General features: G+C 59.7%; 12 protein-coding genes and 1 riboswitch. Of the genes, 8 read left to right on the forward strand and 4 right to left on the reverse strand.

What is annotated here, in order from left to right; all coding sequences use genetic code 11:
- Positions 1 to 46: 46 nt before the first annotated feature.
- The 6 genes from ACUN9V_RS03820 to ACUN9V_RS03845 all read left to right on the forward strand — a co-directional run bounded on the left by ACUN9V_RS03820 (position 47) and on the right by ACUN9V_RS03845 (position 6,743).
- On the forward strand, positions 47 to 298 hold the full coding sequence (locus ACUN9V_RS03820) for a diacylglycerol kinase (protein WP_439304592.1): 252 nt from the start codon (positions 47 to 49) through the stop codon (positions 296 to 298).
- On the forward strand, positions 283 to 1,059 hold the full coding sequence (locus ACUN9V_RS03825) for a phosphatase PAP2 family protein (protein ID WP_445510401.1): 777 nt from the start codon (positions 283 to 285) through the stop codon (positions 1,057 to 1,059). The genes ACUN9V_RS03820 and ACUN9V_RS03825 overlap by 16 nt, the downstream gene beginning before the upstream one ends.
- Positions 1,056 to 2,684, forward strand: a complete 1,629-nt coding sequence (locus ACUN9V_RS03830; RefSeq protein ID WP_445510402.1) for a phosphoethanolamine transferase — start codon at positions 1,056 to 1,058, stop codon at positions 2,682 to 2,684. Before ACUN9V_RS03825 ends, ACUN9V_RS03830 begins: the two co-directional genes overlap by 4 nt.
- A 158-nt stretch (positions 2,685 to 2,842) precedes the next feature.
- Entirely contained in the window at positions 2,843 to 3,472 is a 630-nt protein-coding gene (locus ACUN9V_RS03835) for a DedA family protein (protein WP_445510403.1), read from the forward strand.
- 46 nt (positions 3,473 to 3,518) lie between these two features.
- On the forward strand, positions 3,519 to 4,715 hold the full coding sequence (locus ACUN9V_RS03840) for a purple acid phosphatase family protein (protein ID WP_445510404.1): 1,197 nt from the start codon (positions 3,519 to 3,521) through the stop codon (positions 4,713 to 4,715).
- 231 nt (positions 4,716 to 4,946) lie between these two features.
- Positions 4,947 to 6,743, forward strand: coding sequence for a putative bifunctional diguanylate cyclase/phosphodiesterase (locus tag ACUN9V_RS03845; RefSeq protein ID WP_445510405.1), 1,797 nt, complete (start codon positions 4,947 to 4,949; stop codon positions 6,741 to 6,743).
- Positions 6,744 to 6,832: 89 nt separating this feature from the next.
- Here ACUN9V_RS03845 and ACUN9V_RS03850 read toward each other — a convergent pair whose 3' ends face one another.
- From ACUN9V_RS03850 to ACUN9V_RS03865, 4 genes are all read right to left on the reverse strand, one after another.
- Positions 6,833 to 8,731, reverse strand: a complete 1,899-nt coding sequence (locus ACUN9V_RS03850) for a TonB-dependent receptor domain-containing protein (RefSeq protein WP_445510406.1) — start codon at positions 8,729 to 8,731, stop codon at positions 6,833 to 6,835.
- A gap of 123 nt (positions 8,732 to 8,854) precedes the next feature.
- Positions 8,855 to 9,101: riboswitch (cobalamin riboswitch) on the reverse strand.
- A 110-nt stretch (positions 9,102 to 9,211) separates the two neighbouring features.
- Entirely contained in the window at positions 9,212 to 10,081 is an 870-nt protein-coding gene (locus ACUN9V_RS03855; protein WP_445510407.1) for an OmpA family protein, read from the reverse strand.
- On the reverse strand, positions 10,078 to 10,896 hold the full coding sequence (locus ACUN9V_RS03860) for a motility protein A (protein ID WP_075561762.1): 819 nt from the start codon (positions 10,894 to 10,896) through the stop codon (positions 10,078 to 10,080). Before ACUN9V_RS03860 ends, ACUN9V_RS03855 begins: the two co-directional genes overlap by 4 nt.
- A gap of 84 nt (positions 10,897 to 10,980) precedes the next feature.
- On the reverse strand, positions 10,981 to 11,793 hold the full coding sequence (locus ACUN9V_RS03865) for a glycerophosphodiester phosphodiesterase family protein (RefSeq protein WP_075561761.1): 813 nt from the start codon (positions 11,791 to 11,793) through the stop codon (positions 10,981 to 10,983).
- A gap of 569 nt (positions 11,794 to 12,362) precedes the next feature.
- Between ACUN9V_RS03865 and ACUN9V_RS03870 the strand changes: the two genes are divergently transcribed.
- Complete coding sequence (locus tag ACUN9V_RS03870; protein ID WP_445510408.1) at positions 12,363 to 12,938, forward strand: hypothetical protein; 576 nt, start codon at positions 12,363 to 12,365, stop codon at positions 12,936 to 12,938.
- A 228-nt stretch (positions 12,939 to 13,166) separates the two neighbouring features.
- Positions 13,167 to 14,144: an NADPH:quinone reductase gene (locus ACUN9V_RS03875; protein WP_445510409.1), complete on the forward strand. Its 978-nt coding sequence runs from the start codon at positions 13,167 to 13,169 to the stop codon at positions 14,142 to 14,144.
- Positions 14,145 to 14,189: the final 45 nt, after the last annotated feature.

Genomic DNA, 14,189 nt, shown 5'->3' on the forward strand with positions numbered 1-14,189 from the left:
AGGCCTTCGGCATGCGTGGCAACAGGAAGCAGCATTCCGGCAGGAGGTGGTTTTCTGTGTGCTATGTCTTCCTGTCGTGTTGATGGTGGATGTCTCAGGGTTGGAAAGAGCCATGCTCTTCGGCACGGCGGTAATGGTCGTTGTTGTCGAGCTGATAAATTCAGCGCTCGAAGCCGTGGTGGATCGGATCGGGTTTGAATATCACCCTCTTAGCGGTAACGCCAAAGACATGGGGTCGGCATCCGTTTTCATAAGCCTGTTTTTGATGGTGGGAGTATGGCTATGCATACTCCTGTAAATTTTGAACGCCATCTTTTGAGACTGTTTTATGGGTGGCTTTTTTTTGCTCCTGTTTTAATGCTGTTCAAACTTTACGGCGTTGATTTTTACATTGCCGATTATTTTTATTACCTGGAAGGCGGGCAGTGGTTGCTAAAGGACAATGTCATCGCCAAATCCGTTTTTCACGATGACGGTCGTGTCTTGAGCGAGTTGATGGGTGTATTGCTGATAGGGTTTACCGTGACCGCTTTCCTGAAAGAAAGCCTGAGTCACTGGCGACGCCCTCTGCTTTATCTGATTGCGGCCGTCACGGCATCGACCGTAACGGTGAGTGTTATCAAGCACGCGATCAGCATGGAATGCCCTTGGGATCTGGCACGCTACGGCGGTGACCTGCCTTTTATTGGTCTCTTGGAAACCCGGCCTGTCGGCATGCCCGACACAGCGTGTTTTCCCGCAGGGCACGCCAGTGCCGGATACGCCTGGGTGGCCCTGTACTTCTGCCTCGCCGTCAGAGCGACGTGCTGGAAATACGTTGGCCTTGCCCTAGGGCTGGGTATGGGCCTGGTCTTTGGTGTCGATCAGCAACTCAGAGGCGCCCACTTTTTATCCCATGATCTGTTCACGCTCATGATCTGTTGGACATGTAGCACCGTCTTGGGATGGCTGATGTTGAGAAAAATCGGTATTGGCCCCGAATCGAGTAGAGCACATGGTTCAGCGAACTCCCGTCACGATTCACGCCTCGGTTATCACGCAAAAAGGGGGGAGGCATGAGCAAAATCGTTGGCTTTCTGAGTCGTCGCCCTGTCATTAGCCCTGAACTTCTGACGTTAATCGTCTCGATATCGTTTACGCTTTTTTATAACGGCGCGTTCTGGGGGAAGGTATTTGAGCTGCACTCCCCAGGGCTGCCAGGGTCGTGGTTGACCCTGATAGGGTATGGGGTGTTGATGACCCTGATCCAATATGTGGTCTTTATGCTGTTTGCGACACGTTATACTGTCAAGCCGGTTCTGATGGTATTGATGCTGATTGCAGCCAGTGTCAGTTATTTTACGGCTAGTTATCACACCTATTTCGACACGACGATGGTCGTCAATACGTTACAGACGGACCCGCATGAGGTCGGTGAGTTATTGACGGTGGGACTTTTCAAGCATCTGCTTGTCTTTGCCGTATTACCCATCGTGATTCTGCTCAGGCTAAAGGTATCCAGCAGCGGCTGGAAGATGGCGCTCATCAGAAAGGTCGCTTATTTCTTGGGTGGCGTAGCCCTGTTGATCGGGAGCGCGCTGCTGATCTACCAAAGCCTATCTTCGGAGATGCGAAACAATCCAGAGATGCGCTATCTATTAACGCCTGGAAACTACATCGTCTCCCTGACCAGAGTGCTGACTGCCAATGAGAAGAGTCACCTCGAGAAAAAAATACCTTTGAGTGCTGAAGCAACCTACGTGGGCGACGTCAGGCTCAAGTTGATTGTTATGGTGGTGGGTGAGACGGCCCGCGCAGCCGACTGGGGGCTCAACGGTTATGATCGACAGACGACGCCGGAGCTTGCCAAGCGCGACCTGGTCAATTATCCCGATGTAAACTCCTGTGGTACGAGTACGGCCGTATCGGTCCCATGCATGTTTTCTCCCTGGGGGCGAGACAACTACGATGGCACCGCAATAGAACAACATGAGTCACTTCTGGACGTGCTGAAGCTGGCGGGCTTCGATGTGCTTTGGATCGACAATCAGTCAGGGTGTAAAGGCGTTTGCGATCGGGTGTCGAGTATCAAGACGGATTCATCAAAGCTTCAGTTGGGCTGTACTCAAGATGAATGCTTTGACGATACGCTGCGGGAAGCACTGGAAGAAAGAACTAAAGATCTCAAGAAGAACACCGTCATCGTTCTGCATGAGATGGGAAACCATGGTCCCAGCTATTATAAACGCTACCCCAAGTCGTATGAGAAGTTTACACCAGTGTGTCGCCAAGACGATCTCAGTCGATGTGATGCCCAAAGCATCAGGAACGCTTACGATAACGCGATCCTGTATAACGACCACGTCTTGTCCGGGATGATCGATTATCTGAAAAAGCAGGACACCTTCGATGCAACGTTGATTTACGCATCTGACCATGGCGAATCGCTGGGGGAGAATGGCGTTTATCTCCATGGGTTACCCTACTTGATTGCCCCTGACGAGCAGACGCATGTCCCCATGATCTGGTGGCTTTCCAAGTCTATCCTGCGCGATGAAGGAATCGACTACGGTTGCATTCAGTCGAATGCCACCTCGCATCATAGTCACGCCAATCTGTTTCATACCATCCTGGGGTTGGCGCAGGTCAAAACTGACGTATACGATCCGGGTTTGGATATGGCCGCTTCCTGTAAGTTGCCGTGATAAGTCAATGAGCCCCGATCGGGGCTCATGCTGATTTATTCAATCGAAGCGAATTAGCAGTCGTGTTTGATAGATCAGAGTGAGCTGTTCCAGTTCGGACTTGCCATGAAGCCCAAGGCTGTAGAGTGCCAATTTTTCAAGCTATGGAGTGACTATCCTTGATCGATTTCGTTTTACATCTGGATCAGTATCTCGAGATTCTGATTCAGCAGTACGGTATCTGGGTGTATGGCTTGCTGTTTGTTGTTCTTTTCTGTGAAACCGGGTTCGTTGTTACCCCATTCCTGCCCGGCGACTCTCTGCTATTCATCGCCGGCGCTTTCGCGGCTTTGGGTAGCCTCAACCCATGGCTACTGGGCATTCTCCTCTTTCTGGCTGCCGTACTCGGCGATACCGTCAACTACTGGATCGGCCGCACCTGGGGAACGCGTCTGTTTGCCAATCCTGACTCTAAGGTCTTCCGGCGCGACTATCTGCTGCGCACCGAGGATTTTTATGCCCGGCACGGCGGTAAAATGGTCACGTTAGCGCGGTTCGTGCCCATCATTCGTACCTTTGCACCCTTCGTGGCGGGACTGGGGCATATGCGCTATGCCCCGTTCCTGAGTTTCAACATGTTGGGCGCGCTACTATGGATCAGTATTCTGCTATCGCTGGGTTATTTCTTCGGCAATATCCCGTTTCTCAAACACAATATCGACTTATTCAGTTTTGGAATCATTGTTATCTCTTTGCTGCCGGTCGCGTTTGAAATGCTGCGTCATCGTCTGTCGAAATCATCGCATTGATGATATGTAGTGCAGCGAGACGAACAGCTCTTGGGAGTCGTCAATTGTGAAAGCTACCGCGCACAAGTCGTCCAGAATCCGCAAGTGGTTAACCTATGCTCTCGCGGGCATCGTTGTGCTGGTGTTGGCAGGCTCAGCGGTCGGCATGGTAATTCTGAAAAAGCATGGCTACTCGATCGCCGACTATCTTCCCGGCACGGTGGCTCATCAGGTTCCGCCTTATGTGCAAAACGTGACCCGCAATTCAGCTTCCTTGCTGTGGAATACCACGAAGCCAGGCGATACGAGTGTCAACTACGGGGTAACTTCGGATCTGGGCAATACGGTCTCCGGTCAGCCCGGGCTCAGACATGAGGTCAAACTAACCGGCTTGAAGGCGGATACCTTGTATTACTACCGGGTCCAGGATAGTGGCCCACTTGATGATGTTCACGCTTTTCGGACCGCTCCGGGCGTCGAGGCCACGGTGACGTTCGCCGCGCTCGGCGATAGCGGCGATGCCAGCAAGGCGCAGTACCAAATGGCGACCATCATCGCCAAGAGCCATCCGCAGCTGGTGCTGCATCTCGGCGACGTCGTCTATAAGACCGGCGCCGAACGCCAGTACGACTCACGCTTCTATCTCCCCTACAAAGGGTTGCTGAGTTCGATACCCTTTTATCCGTCGCTGGGCAATCACGATGTTCGCACCAATGATGGCCAACCCTACCTGAATGCCTTTGATCTTCCGACGAACAATCCGCAGCAGACCGAACGTTACTATTCGTTTGACTATGGTCCCGTACATTTTATCGCGCTCGATAGTGAGCTATATGCCGGCGACCATTCATTATCGACGCAGGCCCAGAAGACCTGGCTGCAAAAGGATCTCGACCAACGACAGCGCCCATGGACGATCATCTTCTTCCATCGACCGCCGTTCAGTTCGTCGTTGGGCCCTCATCCGGGTGGGGATACACGCATACGCCAGGATCTGGTACCGATATTCGAGCGCGCCAACGTCGATCTCGTGCTCACCGGACACCAGCATAATTACGAACGACTCGAGCCGATCAATGGCGTCAACTATATTGTCTCCGGCGGGGGTGGCGCGGATTTATATCCGATCGAGCCCGGTGAACGCTCGGCCTATGCCGTGTCTCGCCTCAATGTGCTCGAGCTAAAGGCATCGCCCCACGAGTTGAAGGTCTATGCCGTCGGAGAGGACGGCGCCGTGTTCGACAGCGTAAGATTAACCCAGTAGCGAGTGGCCCAGCGTTCGAAGCAGGAGCCTTGAACGACAACGGCGATAAGGGGCAAATCGAGGCGCTTCACGATGGCTGATGTCAGGTAGGCGAAGAGATGACGTTGCCCTCACCAGGCGTCGTACGAAAACCGTGTAGATGACTGAAGAATGGGGGCATGTTGCCGATAACTCCTAAAGCCTTCTGACTAGGCGCTGAAAGCGTCCGGAAGATACAGAGGAAGCGTCGCAATGGTTAATGTTCCCGAGACTCAGGCGATCGAAGAGTACGAGCGCAGGCGACTCATGACGCTGCGGCAGCTCAACCTGCTCGATACCCCGACTAGTGAGAGTTTCGACCGCATCACGCGCATCGCCAGCGAGCTTTTCGATTTACCTATCGCCGCCGTTTCGCTGACCGACGAGGATCGCCAGTGGTTCAAGTCTCGGGTGGGAATCGATCATTGGGAAATACCGCGTTTCAAGGCGTGCTGCGGGGAGGTGGCCGACACATCCCAGGTACTCGTGCTGCCGGATCTGCTCGAATCGCCGCACTACCGTAACAGCCCCCTGGCGCAATCGGGCATTCGCTTCTATGCCGGGGCGCCGCTGCAAACTTATGACGGCTATACCCTGGGCGCGATGTGCGTTCTGGGCCGTGAGCCGCGTAGCGTCACCGACCATGAAATCCGGGTGCTTCAGGACCTGGCGGCGATGGTCATGGGCCAGATCGAGCTACAGCATGCTTTCGGCAGGGTCGATCCGCTCACCGGGCTCTCCAACGGCAGCAAATTCATCGAGGATCTCGAGGACCGGAGCCGGGATAATGCCGGCAGGAGCTGTTTCGCGCTTTACATCGAACTGATCGATATCGCCGAGATGCACTCGTTGCAGCGCGTTCTCGGGCTGGCCTGTCTCGACGAAGCGGCGCGTGAGGCGGCCATACGGCTGCAACTACGGCTGGGCACCGGCAAGGTGCTTTACCAGGTAGGCCTGGGGCAATACGTGCACATCCTGGAAAGCGCCGAGCGATGCCCGGATGAGAGCGAAGCGCTGGATATGGCGTTGGATCTCAGGCAAGTGCTGTTGAGCATGCCGCTCGGCGATGCCGCGCCTTTCATGCTGCATCCAGTGGTGGGGGTGATGCCTTTCCGGCTGGGTGAAATCGCTCCCACCGATGTGCTGCGAACGGCTCAGAGTGCCTGTCAGTCCGCCCGCGACAGCGAAACCGGCGTCAGCCTGTTCTCGTCCGCTCTAGACGAGCAGGATATGCGCCGCTTCGCGCTGATCAGTGGTTTTCGCCATGCACTCGAGGACGCCGGGCAGCTGCAACTGCTCTATCAGCCGAGGGTGTCCCTGGTCTCGGACAAATGCGTGGGCGCAGAGGCGCTCATTCGTTGGCAGCATCCGACTCTGGGTCCGGTCGCCCCTGACGAATTTATCCCGCTGATCGAGCATACGCCCATGGCTCGGCTGTTGACCGACTGGGTGCTGCGCCATGCCGTCGATCAGGCTGCCGTCTGGCACCGGCGCGGCCTGGGGTTGCGAATGTCCATCAATATCTCCGCAGCCAATCTTCTAGAGTCCGATTTCATCACTCGGCTCAAGTCGTATCTGACCGAGCAGGCGTTACCGGTGACGGCCCTCGAACTGGAGCTGACCGAGAGGGCGCTGATCGGCAATACCCGGGCCTCTACCGAAGCGCTCGACGCACTGGTCGAAGCCGGCATCAGAATCGCCATCGATGACTTCGGCACCGGCTATAGCAGCCTGGCCTACTTGCAGGAGGTGCCGGCCGACGTGGTGAAGATCGACCGTTCGTTCGTCGCCCAGATCGATCATGAAGCGCGTAGCCAGACCCTGGTCAAGGCGATGATCTCCATGGCTCACGACCTTGGCTATCATGTGGTGGCCGAGGGCGTCGAGACTGAAAAAAGCTACCGGTTGCTGCAGGCGCTGGGCTGCGACGAAGCGCAAGGGTACTGGCTGGCCCGGCCACTGACCGTCGAAGCCTTCGATGACTGGCTGACGTCACATCGTGGTTTTTAGGCCGGCTTCCAACAAAAACCCCTCGCCACCGTTGGGGGCGAGGGGTTGGCACTACCGATTTCCGGAAGAAGGATCTCAGCCTTTCCAGGTTAGAAACTGAGCTTCACGCCGCCCTCCAGGTAGCGATCCTGGGTGTTGTAGCCATCCACCAGCTGATAATCCTTGTCGAAGGCGTTCTCCAGCTTGGCCGAGAGTTCGACGGTCGGCGTGACCTGCCAGGCGGTACGCAGGTCGACCACGCCGTAGCCGGCGGTGGTGGTGTCGCCAAAGGTGACGGCATCGACATCGCGACGGTCGCCGGCGCTACGCAGTGTCGCTCCGAAGTTCCAGTTCTGGACCGCGTAATCGGCGTCTAGACGGCCGAAGGTCCGGGCACGTCTCTGTAGCCGCTCTCCGGTATCCCGGTCCTCGGGATCCTGATAGGTCAGGCTGGCGCGCAGGGCGAGACCATCCTGATGCCAGCCGCCGCTCAACTCGACGCCGCGGATGCGTGACTCGTCCACGTTGTAGGGGATGTAGGTCAGCGAATCGTAGCTGATTAGATCGTCGATTCGGCTCTCGAAGGCGGTGACTCGGGCATCCCACGGGCCGCGATTCAGCGCCCAGAAGGCTTCCAGCGTCTTCGAGGTTTCGGCGTCGAGATCCGGGTTGGTGCCGTAGGGTCCGTAGAGGTCGATCAGGTTGGGCGCCTTGAACGCGGTGCCGTAGCTGACGCCGACACGCTGGAACTCGGTCAGGTGGTAGGCATAACCCAGATTGCCGGTGGTCTCGTCGCCGAAGCGCGAGTCGTCATCGTAGCGCAGCGATCCGGTCACTTCGTGGGCGCCGTACTGACGCTGAACCATGGCGTACAGGCCGTAGTTCTCGCGGCTGTCCTTCTGGTACTGCGAGCCGTAGGCGTAATCGTCGTAATCGAGCCGTTCTTCACGATAGTCCACGCCCAGTACATCGACGCCATGGCTGCGGGTGAAGCGATGTTGCAGGCCGAGTTCGTTGCGATGCGATTCGGTTCGGCTGTTGCGGTTGCCGGCGTAACGCTCCTCGCGTTGCTCGTCGAAATGTCCGGCGGTGAGAATCATGTCCCAGTCCGGTTCGAGCGCGACATCGAGCTGGCCGCCGAAGGTCTGCAGATAACCCTTGGATCGGCAATCCTGGGAAGCGCCGAGCGCATTGGTCGGGTAACAGTCGTCGTAATCGGTATCGAAGTTCTGGCGCAGGGCATTGAAGCTGAAATCGACTCGATCGCTGAACCGGTGTGACAGGCCCAACTGGCCGCCGCTGCGCTCGAAGCCATCGCGCTCGCCGCTGGTATCGGCCGCGGTGGCGTTGAAGCCATCGCCGTCACGGCGGAACAGGCTGGCGTTGAGGCGGGTATCGGCATCCCCGGTGGACACGAACAGATTCTGCTTGTTGGTGCTGTCTTCGCCGACCCTGAGATTCAGCGCTCCCCGAGTGCCCTCGCCACCGTGCCGGGTGAATATCTGGATCACCCCGCCGATGGCATCGGCACCATAGGCCGCGGCACGCGGGCCGCGCACGATCTCGATGCGCTCGATCGCCTCCGGTGGCAGGAACTCCAGGCTGGCGCCGCCGCTGGAAGCCGAATTGACCCGCACGCCGTCGACCAGCACGACACTGTGATCGGATTCACTGCCGCGGATGAACAGGCTGGTGAGACTGCCCGGTGCGCCGGTCTGAGCAATTTCGATGCCGGCACGCGCCTGCAGCAGTTCGATCACGCTATCGGCCTGGCTGCGTTCGATCTCGGCGCGGTCGATGATGGTGGTACTCGCCAGCACGTCGGCCTGCGACTGTGGCAGGCGATTGGCGGTGACCTGTACGTTGTCGAGTTGCTGCTGTGCGTCGACCCGTTGTTGATTGTCGACTCGTTGCTGTTCGTCGAGTCGTTGCTGGGCCTGGGCCGATAGTGAAGTCATGGCCACGGCGAGCGCGACGCCCGAGGCGACGGCATTATTATGGTAACGCATGCGATGTGATCCCCAACTGCGTACGGAACGAAGACGCAATGGGAGGACGACGTGACGAAGCCCGCCGCGGACAGTGAGAAAGTCCGGGCAGGGGTGCCGCCACTGGATGAGCCCTCCGCATCAACCAGTGAAGAGAAACGTGCCGGTCTCCGGACTCTCGCGCGATGACCTGAAGTCATCCGACACTCACGCCTTCCCATGCCGATGGACGTTCCCTTGACGCGTTGTCCATTCGATCACAGTGGCTGGATGGCCTGGCGGCACATCCGGTGGTGTCCAAGGAAAAGTAGGGTTCCTAACGCGATTACCGTTGCGGGGGCAGTTCAGGGTTTTCACCTGATTCCCGTGCACACGTCTCTCGACGCGCCGGATTGTCGCAGCTTCCTGTCGACAAGTGAATTCCGGCGCCCCGAGGTTCGGGAGCGCGCGCCGAGAGCGTGCGCCGGGAGCGTGCGCCGAGAGCATGCGCCGGGGGCGTTCTCATGGCGTCGGTGAGTTCGGCTCCTGCAGTACCAACTCCACGCGGCGGTTGCTGGCACGGCCGGCGGGAGTGTGATTGCTGGCCAACGGGTGGGTCGAAGCGTAGCCGATCGCGCGCAGCCGCTCGCCGTCGATCCCGGCCATGCGCAGGACACGTACCACCGCCGAGGCCCGAGCCGCCGACAGCTCCCAGTTGGAGGGAAAGCGCGATGTCGAGATCGGAACGCTGTCGGTATGTCCCTCGACCGAAATCGTGCCGTGGAAATCCTGCAGCATCGGAATCAGCCGTTCGACCAGCTCCCGCCCGTTGTCGCTGAGCCCGACGGCACTGCTGTCGAACAGCAGATGATCCTGTATACGCAGGTTGAGGCCGTGGGGAATCGCCGTCACCTCGACGCCATCGATCTGCGGCAGGGCGGGCACCGGTTGCGGATCGGGCAGATCGAACAGCGGCACGCTGAAAACCATCGGGGCTGTGGCCATGACTTTCTCGGGGAGCGCGTCAGGCCCGGGTGAATAGAAGCCGATGTCGCTCGCGACCGGGGCCGGGCTGAGCCGGCGCGGCGGGCGATAGAATTCGCCGATGTTGAGCGCTGGCAAAGCGACGGGCGTCGCCACCGACGGTTTCACCGCCGGGACGTGCAGCGGCAGTGCGATGGAGACCGGCGTATCGACGCTGTCGCGACTGGCCAACTGTCCGCCATATAGTGCCAGCATCAGCACGAAGAACGTGATCAGCAGCATCAGCATGTCGAGATAGCTCATCAGCCACGAATCGCTTTCGCTGCTCCGCCCGCTGTCGTCGAAAGGGCCATCGTCGAACAGCAAATCGGCGAAGGGGCCGCCGGGGGAGATAGCGGCCTGACTCATGCGGACTCGGCCGAGGCGTCGGCAGTCTGCGGACGAGGCGTATCGCGCATCTCGTCATGATAGTCGGCCCGATAGGTATGCAGGGCCTCCTCGATGAACGCCGGCAGCCGCCGCTTGCTGACCATCGCCACGCCTTCCAGAATCAGTGTCATCGCCATCAGCCGCGATTCGGTGCGGCGCTCGAGTTTGACCGCGATCGGCTTGAACAGCAGGTTGGCCAGCAGAATGCCGTAGAACGTTGACATCAGCGCCACCGCCAGACGTGGCCCGATCACCGCCAGATCGCCGGCCTGGATCACCTCGAGCATGTTGATCAGCCCGACCAGCGTGCCGAGCATGCCGAACGCCGGGGCGTAGACGGCCATGGTGCGCAAAATCTGCGCTTCGGTGCGCTCCTTGGCTTTGACCCGCACCATGCGCCAGCGCAACATCTCGCGGATCTCCTCCTCGCGAGTGTTACTGATCACCATTTGCATGCCGGTACGCAGAAACGGGTTGGTGGTGCTGTCCAGGGCGCCCTCGATAGCGCGGATATTGCCGCGACTCCAGTGGCGCGACATCTCGATCAGCTGCTCGAGATCGCTCTCCAGATCGCTTGCCTGGGGCTCGCGCCGGAATACCACGGCGATCTGCCGGCACAGGCGCTGCATTTCCTGCAGCGGGTAGCTGATGAAACTCGCCGCCAGCGTACCAGTCAGCACGATCGCCAGCCCCGGCAGATTGAAGAAGCTGCTGGGGGCCTGGGCGGTGAATAGCACGACGGTCGCCAGTAACAGAGCACTGGCGATGATGCCGATGAGCGTGGAAGGATTCATGAACGGCTCGCAACCTGGAAAACGGGCATGGTGCCCATCTTAAGCGCAGGCGCTTGCCGTCAAAGGCGCTAATTGACGCGTGTATCAGGCGCTTTTTGCACCCGACTGCCGCGCTGTCTCTTCGGCGTGGATGACGAAGCGGGTCGGATCATCGCTGATTACGCCGTCGACGCCCCAGTCCCAGAGCTTCTCGAAGGTGACCGGATCGTTGGCGGTGTAGCAGAACAGCTTGATCTGCTCATCGGCGATCTCCAGGGCGTGCTTGATCTTCAGCTTGCGCCAGTCCAGGTGCAGGCTGTAGGCGGAAAGCCGTTCGGTTTCCAGCCACCAGCGCTTGGGCGCCTTGTCGTCGAGGATGCCGAGACGCAGGCGGTCGGGGTCGGATTCCAGCGCTCGCGCAGCGGTCAAGGCATGACGATCGAATGACGAGACGATCAGCTTGTCGGCCGGCAGCGCCTCCAGCGTCGGCGGCAGCGCCGCCTGGACGAGTTCGATCGCATTGCGTCCCCGGGACACCTTGAGCTCCAGATTGAGGCCCATGCCGAGGCGCTGGATGAGCGTCAACATCGACTCCAGCGTTGCCATGGCTTCACCTCGGTACTGGGGCCCGAACCAGCTACCGGCGTCCAGTTTGGCAGCGCTTTCGGCATCGAGCCTGAACAGCTTGCCACGGCCGTCGGAGCAGCGCTTGAGCCCGGCGTCGTGCCAGATCACCGGCGTGCCGTCGCCAAGCAGCTGAACGTCGAGCTCGACCCAGTCGCAGCCGGCGTCATAGGCGGCCTGAACCGCTGCCAGCGTATTCTCCGGGGCGCGCGCGGAAAGACCGCGGTGGGCGATATAGCGGGGCGTGGCGTTATCGACGTGGTCGGCGCTGGCGGCGGGGCGCGGCTGGGTCATGCGTTGGGGATCTCCGTCGAACGCCGGGGGCCGGCGTTCATGGCTGTCAGAATCGAGGGCGAACGCGCGTCGAGCGGTGGCTGTCGCCGTCCAGGCATTGACCTTCGTTCACCCTCTGCGTGGCGTCAAGCGGGATCATCGCCGAGCCGGGTTCGAGTCTCGTCACTGCCGGTGCGAAGTGTAATCGATCGACGTTACATAGGGGTGACCCGATGGCCGGTTCGAGGGATTCGATGTCGGTCGGAGAGGCTCATGGGATGGGGGCGGAGGTGCTCGAGAGGGGGGCGGCAGGCATAGTGATTGGGCAAGCGGGTGGGGAAGTGGTCGGGGAAGCCGACGGGAAAGCGGTCGGAAGAGTGGCCGCCGGCGGATTATGCTAGGCTGCGCGGCCTAATTACACCGGCCCGAAGCCGCCGGCTGGTTATCCGGCCCGAAGCTGCCGGTTACATCGACCCGAAGCCTCGGATTACACCGGCCTGAAGCCGTCGGTTACGCCGGCCCGGAGCCGTCGGTTACACCGGCCTGAAGCTGTCGGCAGTGCGCCGAAAGGCTACCAGCCAGGGAGAAGCATGATGAAAGTCGTCCACGTCAGAAATCCTGAAACCCGCGAGGCGTGTCTCGCCAAGCTCTGTGCCAGTGTCTACGGTCAGCAAGCCGGCCTGGCGCCGCTGGTGACCTTCGCCGGCACCCAGGGCGTGCTGTTCGAACAGGAGGCCGCACGCCTTTTCGCGCTGACCGAAGACGACGGCACGATTCTGTGTCTGACGCTGATCTCGTCCGACGTCGATGGCGGCACCATGGAGATGGGAATGCTGTCGACGCCTGAAGGCAAGGGCAACACCCGGCATAGCCGGCATCTCGTCAAGACGCTGGCGGAGAAGGCGCCGCTGCGGGTGACGGCGTCCGACGAGGCAGGTGAAGCGTTCTTTCGCGGTTGCGGTATCGAACGCTGGATCGATGGCGATGATGGTCTGCGAGTCGGGTTGGGGCCGTTGCATCCGTCGCCGGTCAACGGCGTGCTGCCCAGCCTGGTACACTTCAACGCCGACGGTATCGTGCGCACCTTCAAGCAGGAGCCGGAGACCTTCGAGGATTACAAGACACGTTTCGTCGCCGCGCTGGAGCGGTACGCGGACATCCTTTGATCGTGGACTCGACCAGCCCCTGCCGGGCAGGTCGCTGAATCCGACGGCGATCCGGCTCGCGTCGTACCTGATCCATACGATCTCTGTCCGCACGATCTCTGGTCCGCACGATCTCTGGTCCGCACGATCTCTGGTCCGGACCGTCTCTGATCCGCGCCGCACTTGACCCGCCTCGGGAATGGCGCTTGGATGGCAGACCGATAGTCATCAGCCTACTAAGGAAACGTCATGGCCAAGCGCATTCAGTTCGCCCGCACCGGCGGCCCGGAGGTTCTCGAGACCGTCGAGTTCGAACCTGCCGCACCCAAGGCGGGGGAAGTCCGAGTCAAGAACCACGCCATCGGGCTCAACTTCATCGATATCTATTTTCGAACCGGGCTCTATCCGGCGCCGTCCATGCCGTCCGGATTGGGTACCGAAGGTGCCGGCGTGGTCGATGCGGTGGGTGAAGGCGTGACCCATCTCGAGAAGGGCGATCGCGTCGCCTACGCTCAGGGGCCGCTGGGTTCCTATTCGGAATTTCACGTGCTGCCGGCCAGCAAGGTGGTCGAGCTGCCCGAGGATATCCCCTTCGAGACCGCGGCTGCCGCCATGCTCAAGGGCTTGACCACGCAGTATCTGCTGCGCCAGACGTTCCCGCTGGAAGGCGGCGAAATCATCCTCTTCCATGCCGCTGCCGGCGGTGTCGGCTCGATTGCCTGTCAGTGGGCCAAGGCCCTCGGCGTCAAGTTGATCGGCACGGTCGGTTCTGCCGAAAAGGCGGAACTGGCTAAGAAAAACGGGGCCTGGGCAACGATCAACTATCGCGAGGAGAACGTGGTCGAGCGCGTTCGCGAGCTGACCGACGGCGCGATGGTTCCGGTGGTCTACGACTCGGTGGGCAAGGATACCTGGCTAACGTCGCTGGACTGCCTGGCGCCGCGTGGCCTGATGGTCAGCTTCGGCAATTCGTCGGGCGCCGTCGAAGGCGTCAACGTGGGCATTCTCAATCAGAAGGGCTCGCTCTATCTGACCCGCCCCAGCCTCAACGGCTACGCCGATACCCGCGAGCGATTCGAGGAGATGTGTCTCGATCTGTTCGACATGCTCGAGAGCGGCAAGGTCAATATCGATATCGCGCAGCGCTTCAAGCTGGATGAAGCCGGCAAGGCCCAGGAAGCCCTGGCCTCCCGCCGGACGACGGGGTCGACGATTCTCGTCCCGTAACCCTCCAACGAATCATTGGCGTATGATATCCAGGCCGGCATCGCG

This window comes from Salinicola sp. V024, assembly GCF_052645315.1.

Bases quoted from the DNA above. Each gene is read 5' to 3' on its own strand.
- ACUN9V_RS03825 (WP_445510401.1), top strand. From the start codon at position 283: ATGCATACTCCTGTAAATTTTGAACGCCATCTTTTGAGACTGTTTTAT.
- ACUN9V_RS03875 (WP_445510409.1), top strand. From the start codon at position 13,167: ATGGCCAAGCGCATTCAGTTCGCCCGCACCGGCGGCCCGGAGGTTCTC.
- ACUN9V_RS03830 (WP_445510402.1), top strand. From the start codon at position 1,056: ATGAGCAAAATCGTTGGCTTTCTGAGTCGTCGCCCTGTCATTAGCCCT.
- ACUN9V_RS03855 (WP_445510407.1), bottom strand. From the start codon at position 10,081: ATGAGTCAGGCCGCTATCTCCCCCGGCGGCCCCTTCGCCGATTTGCTG.
- ACUN9V_RS03860 (WP_075561762.1), bottom strand. From the start codon at position 10,896: ATGAATCCTTCCACGCTCATCGGCATCATCGCCAGTGCTCTGTTACTG.
- ACUN9V_RS03870 (WP_445510408.1), top strand. From the start codon at position 12,363: ATGATGAAAGTCGTCCACGTCAGAAATCCTGAAACCCGCGAGGCGTGT.
- ACUN9V_RS03865 (WP_075561761.1), bottom strand. From the start codon at position 11,793: ATGACCCAGCCGCGCCCCGCCGCCAGCGCCGACCACGTCGATAACGCC.
- ACUN9V_RS03850 (WP_445510406.1), bottom strand. From the start codon at position 8,731: ATGCGTTACCATAATAATGCCGTCGCCTCGGGCGTCGCGCTCGCCGTG.
- ACUN9V_RS03845 (WP_445510405.1), top strand. From the start codon at position 4,947: ATGGTTAATGTTCCCGAGACTCAGGCGATCGAAGAGTACGAGCGCAGG.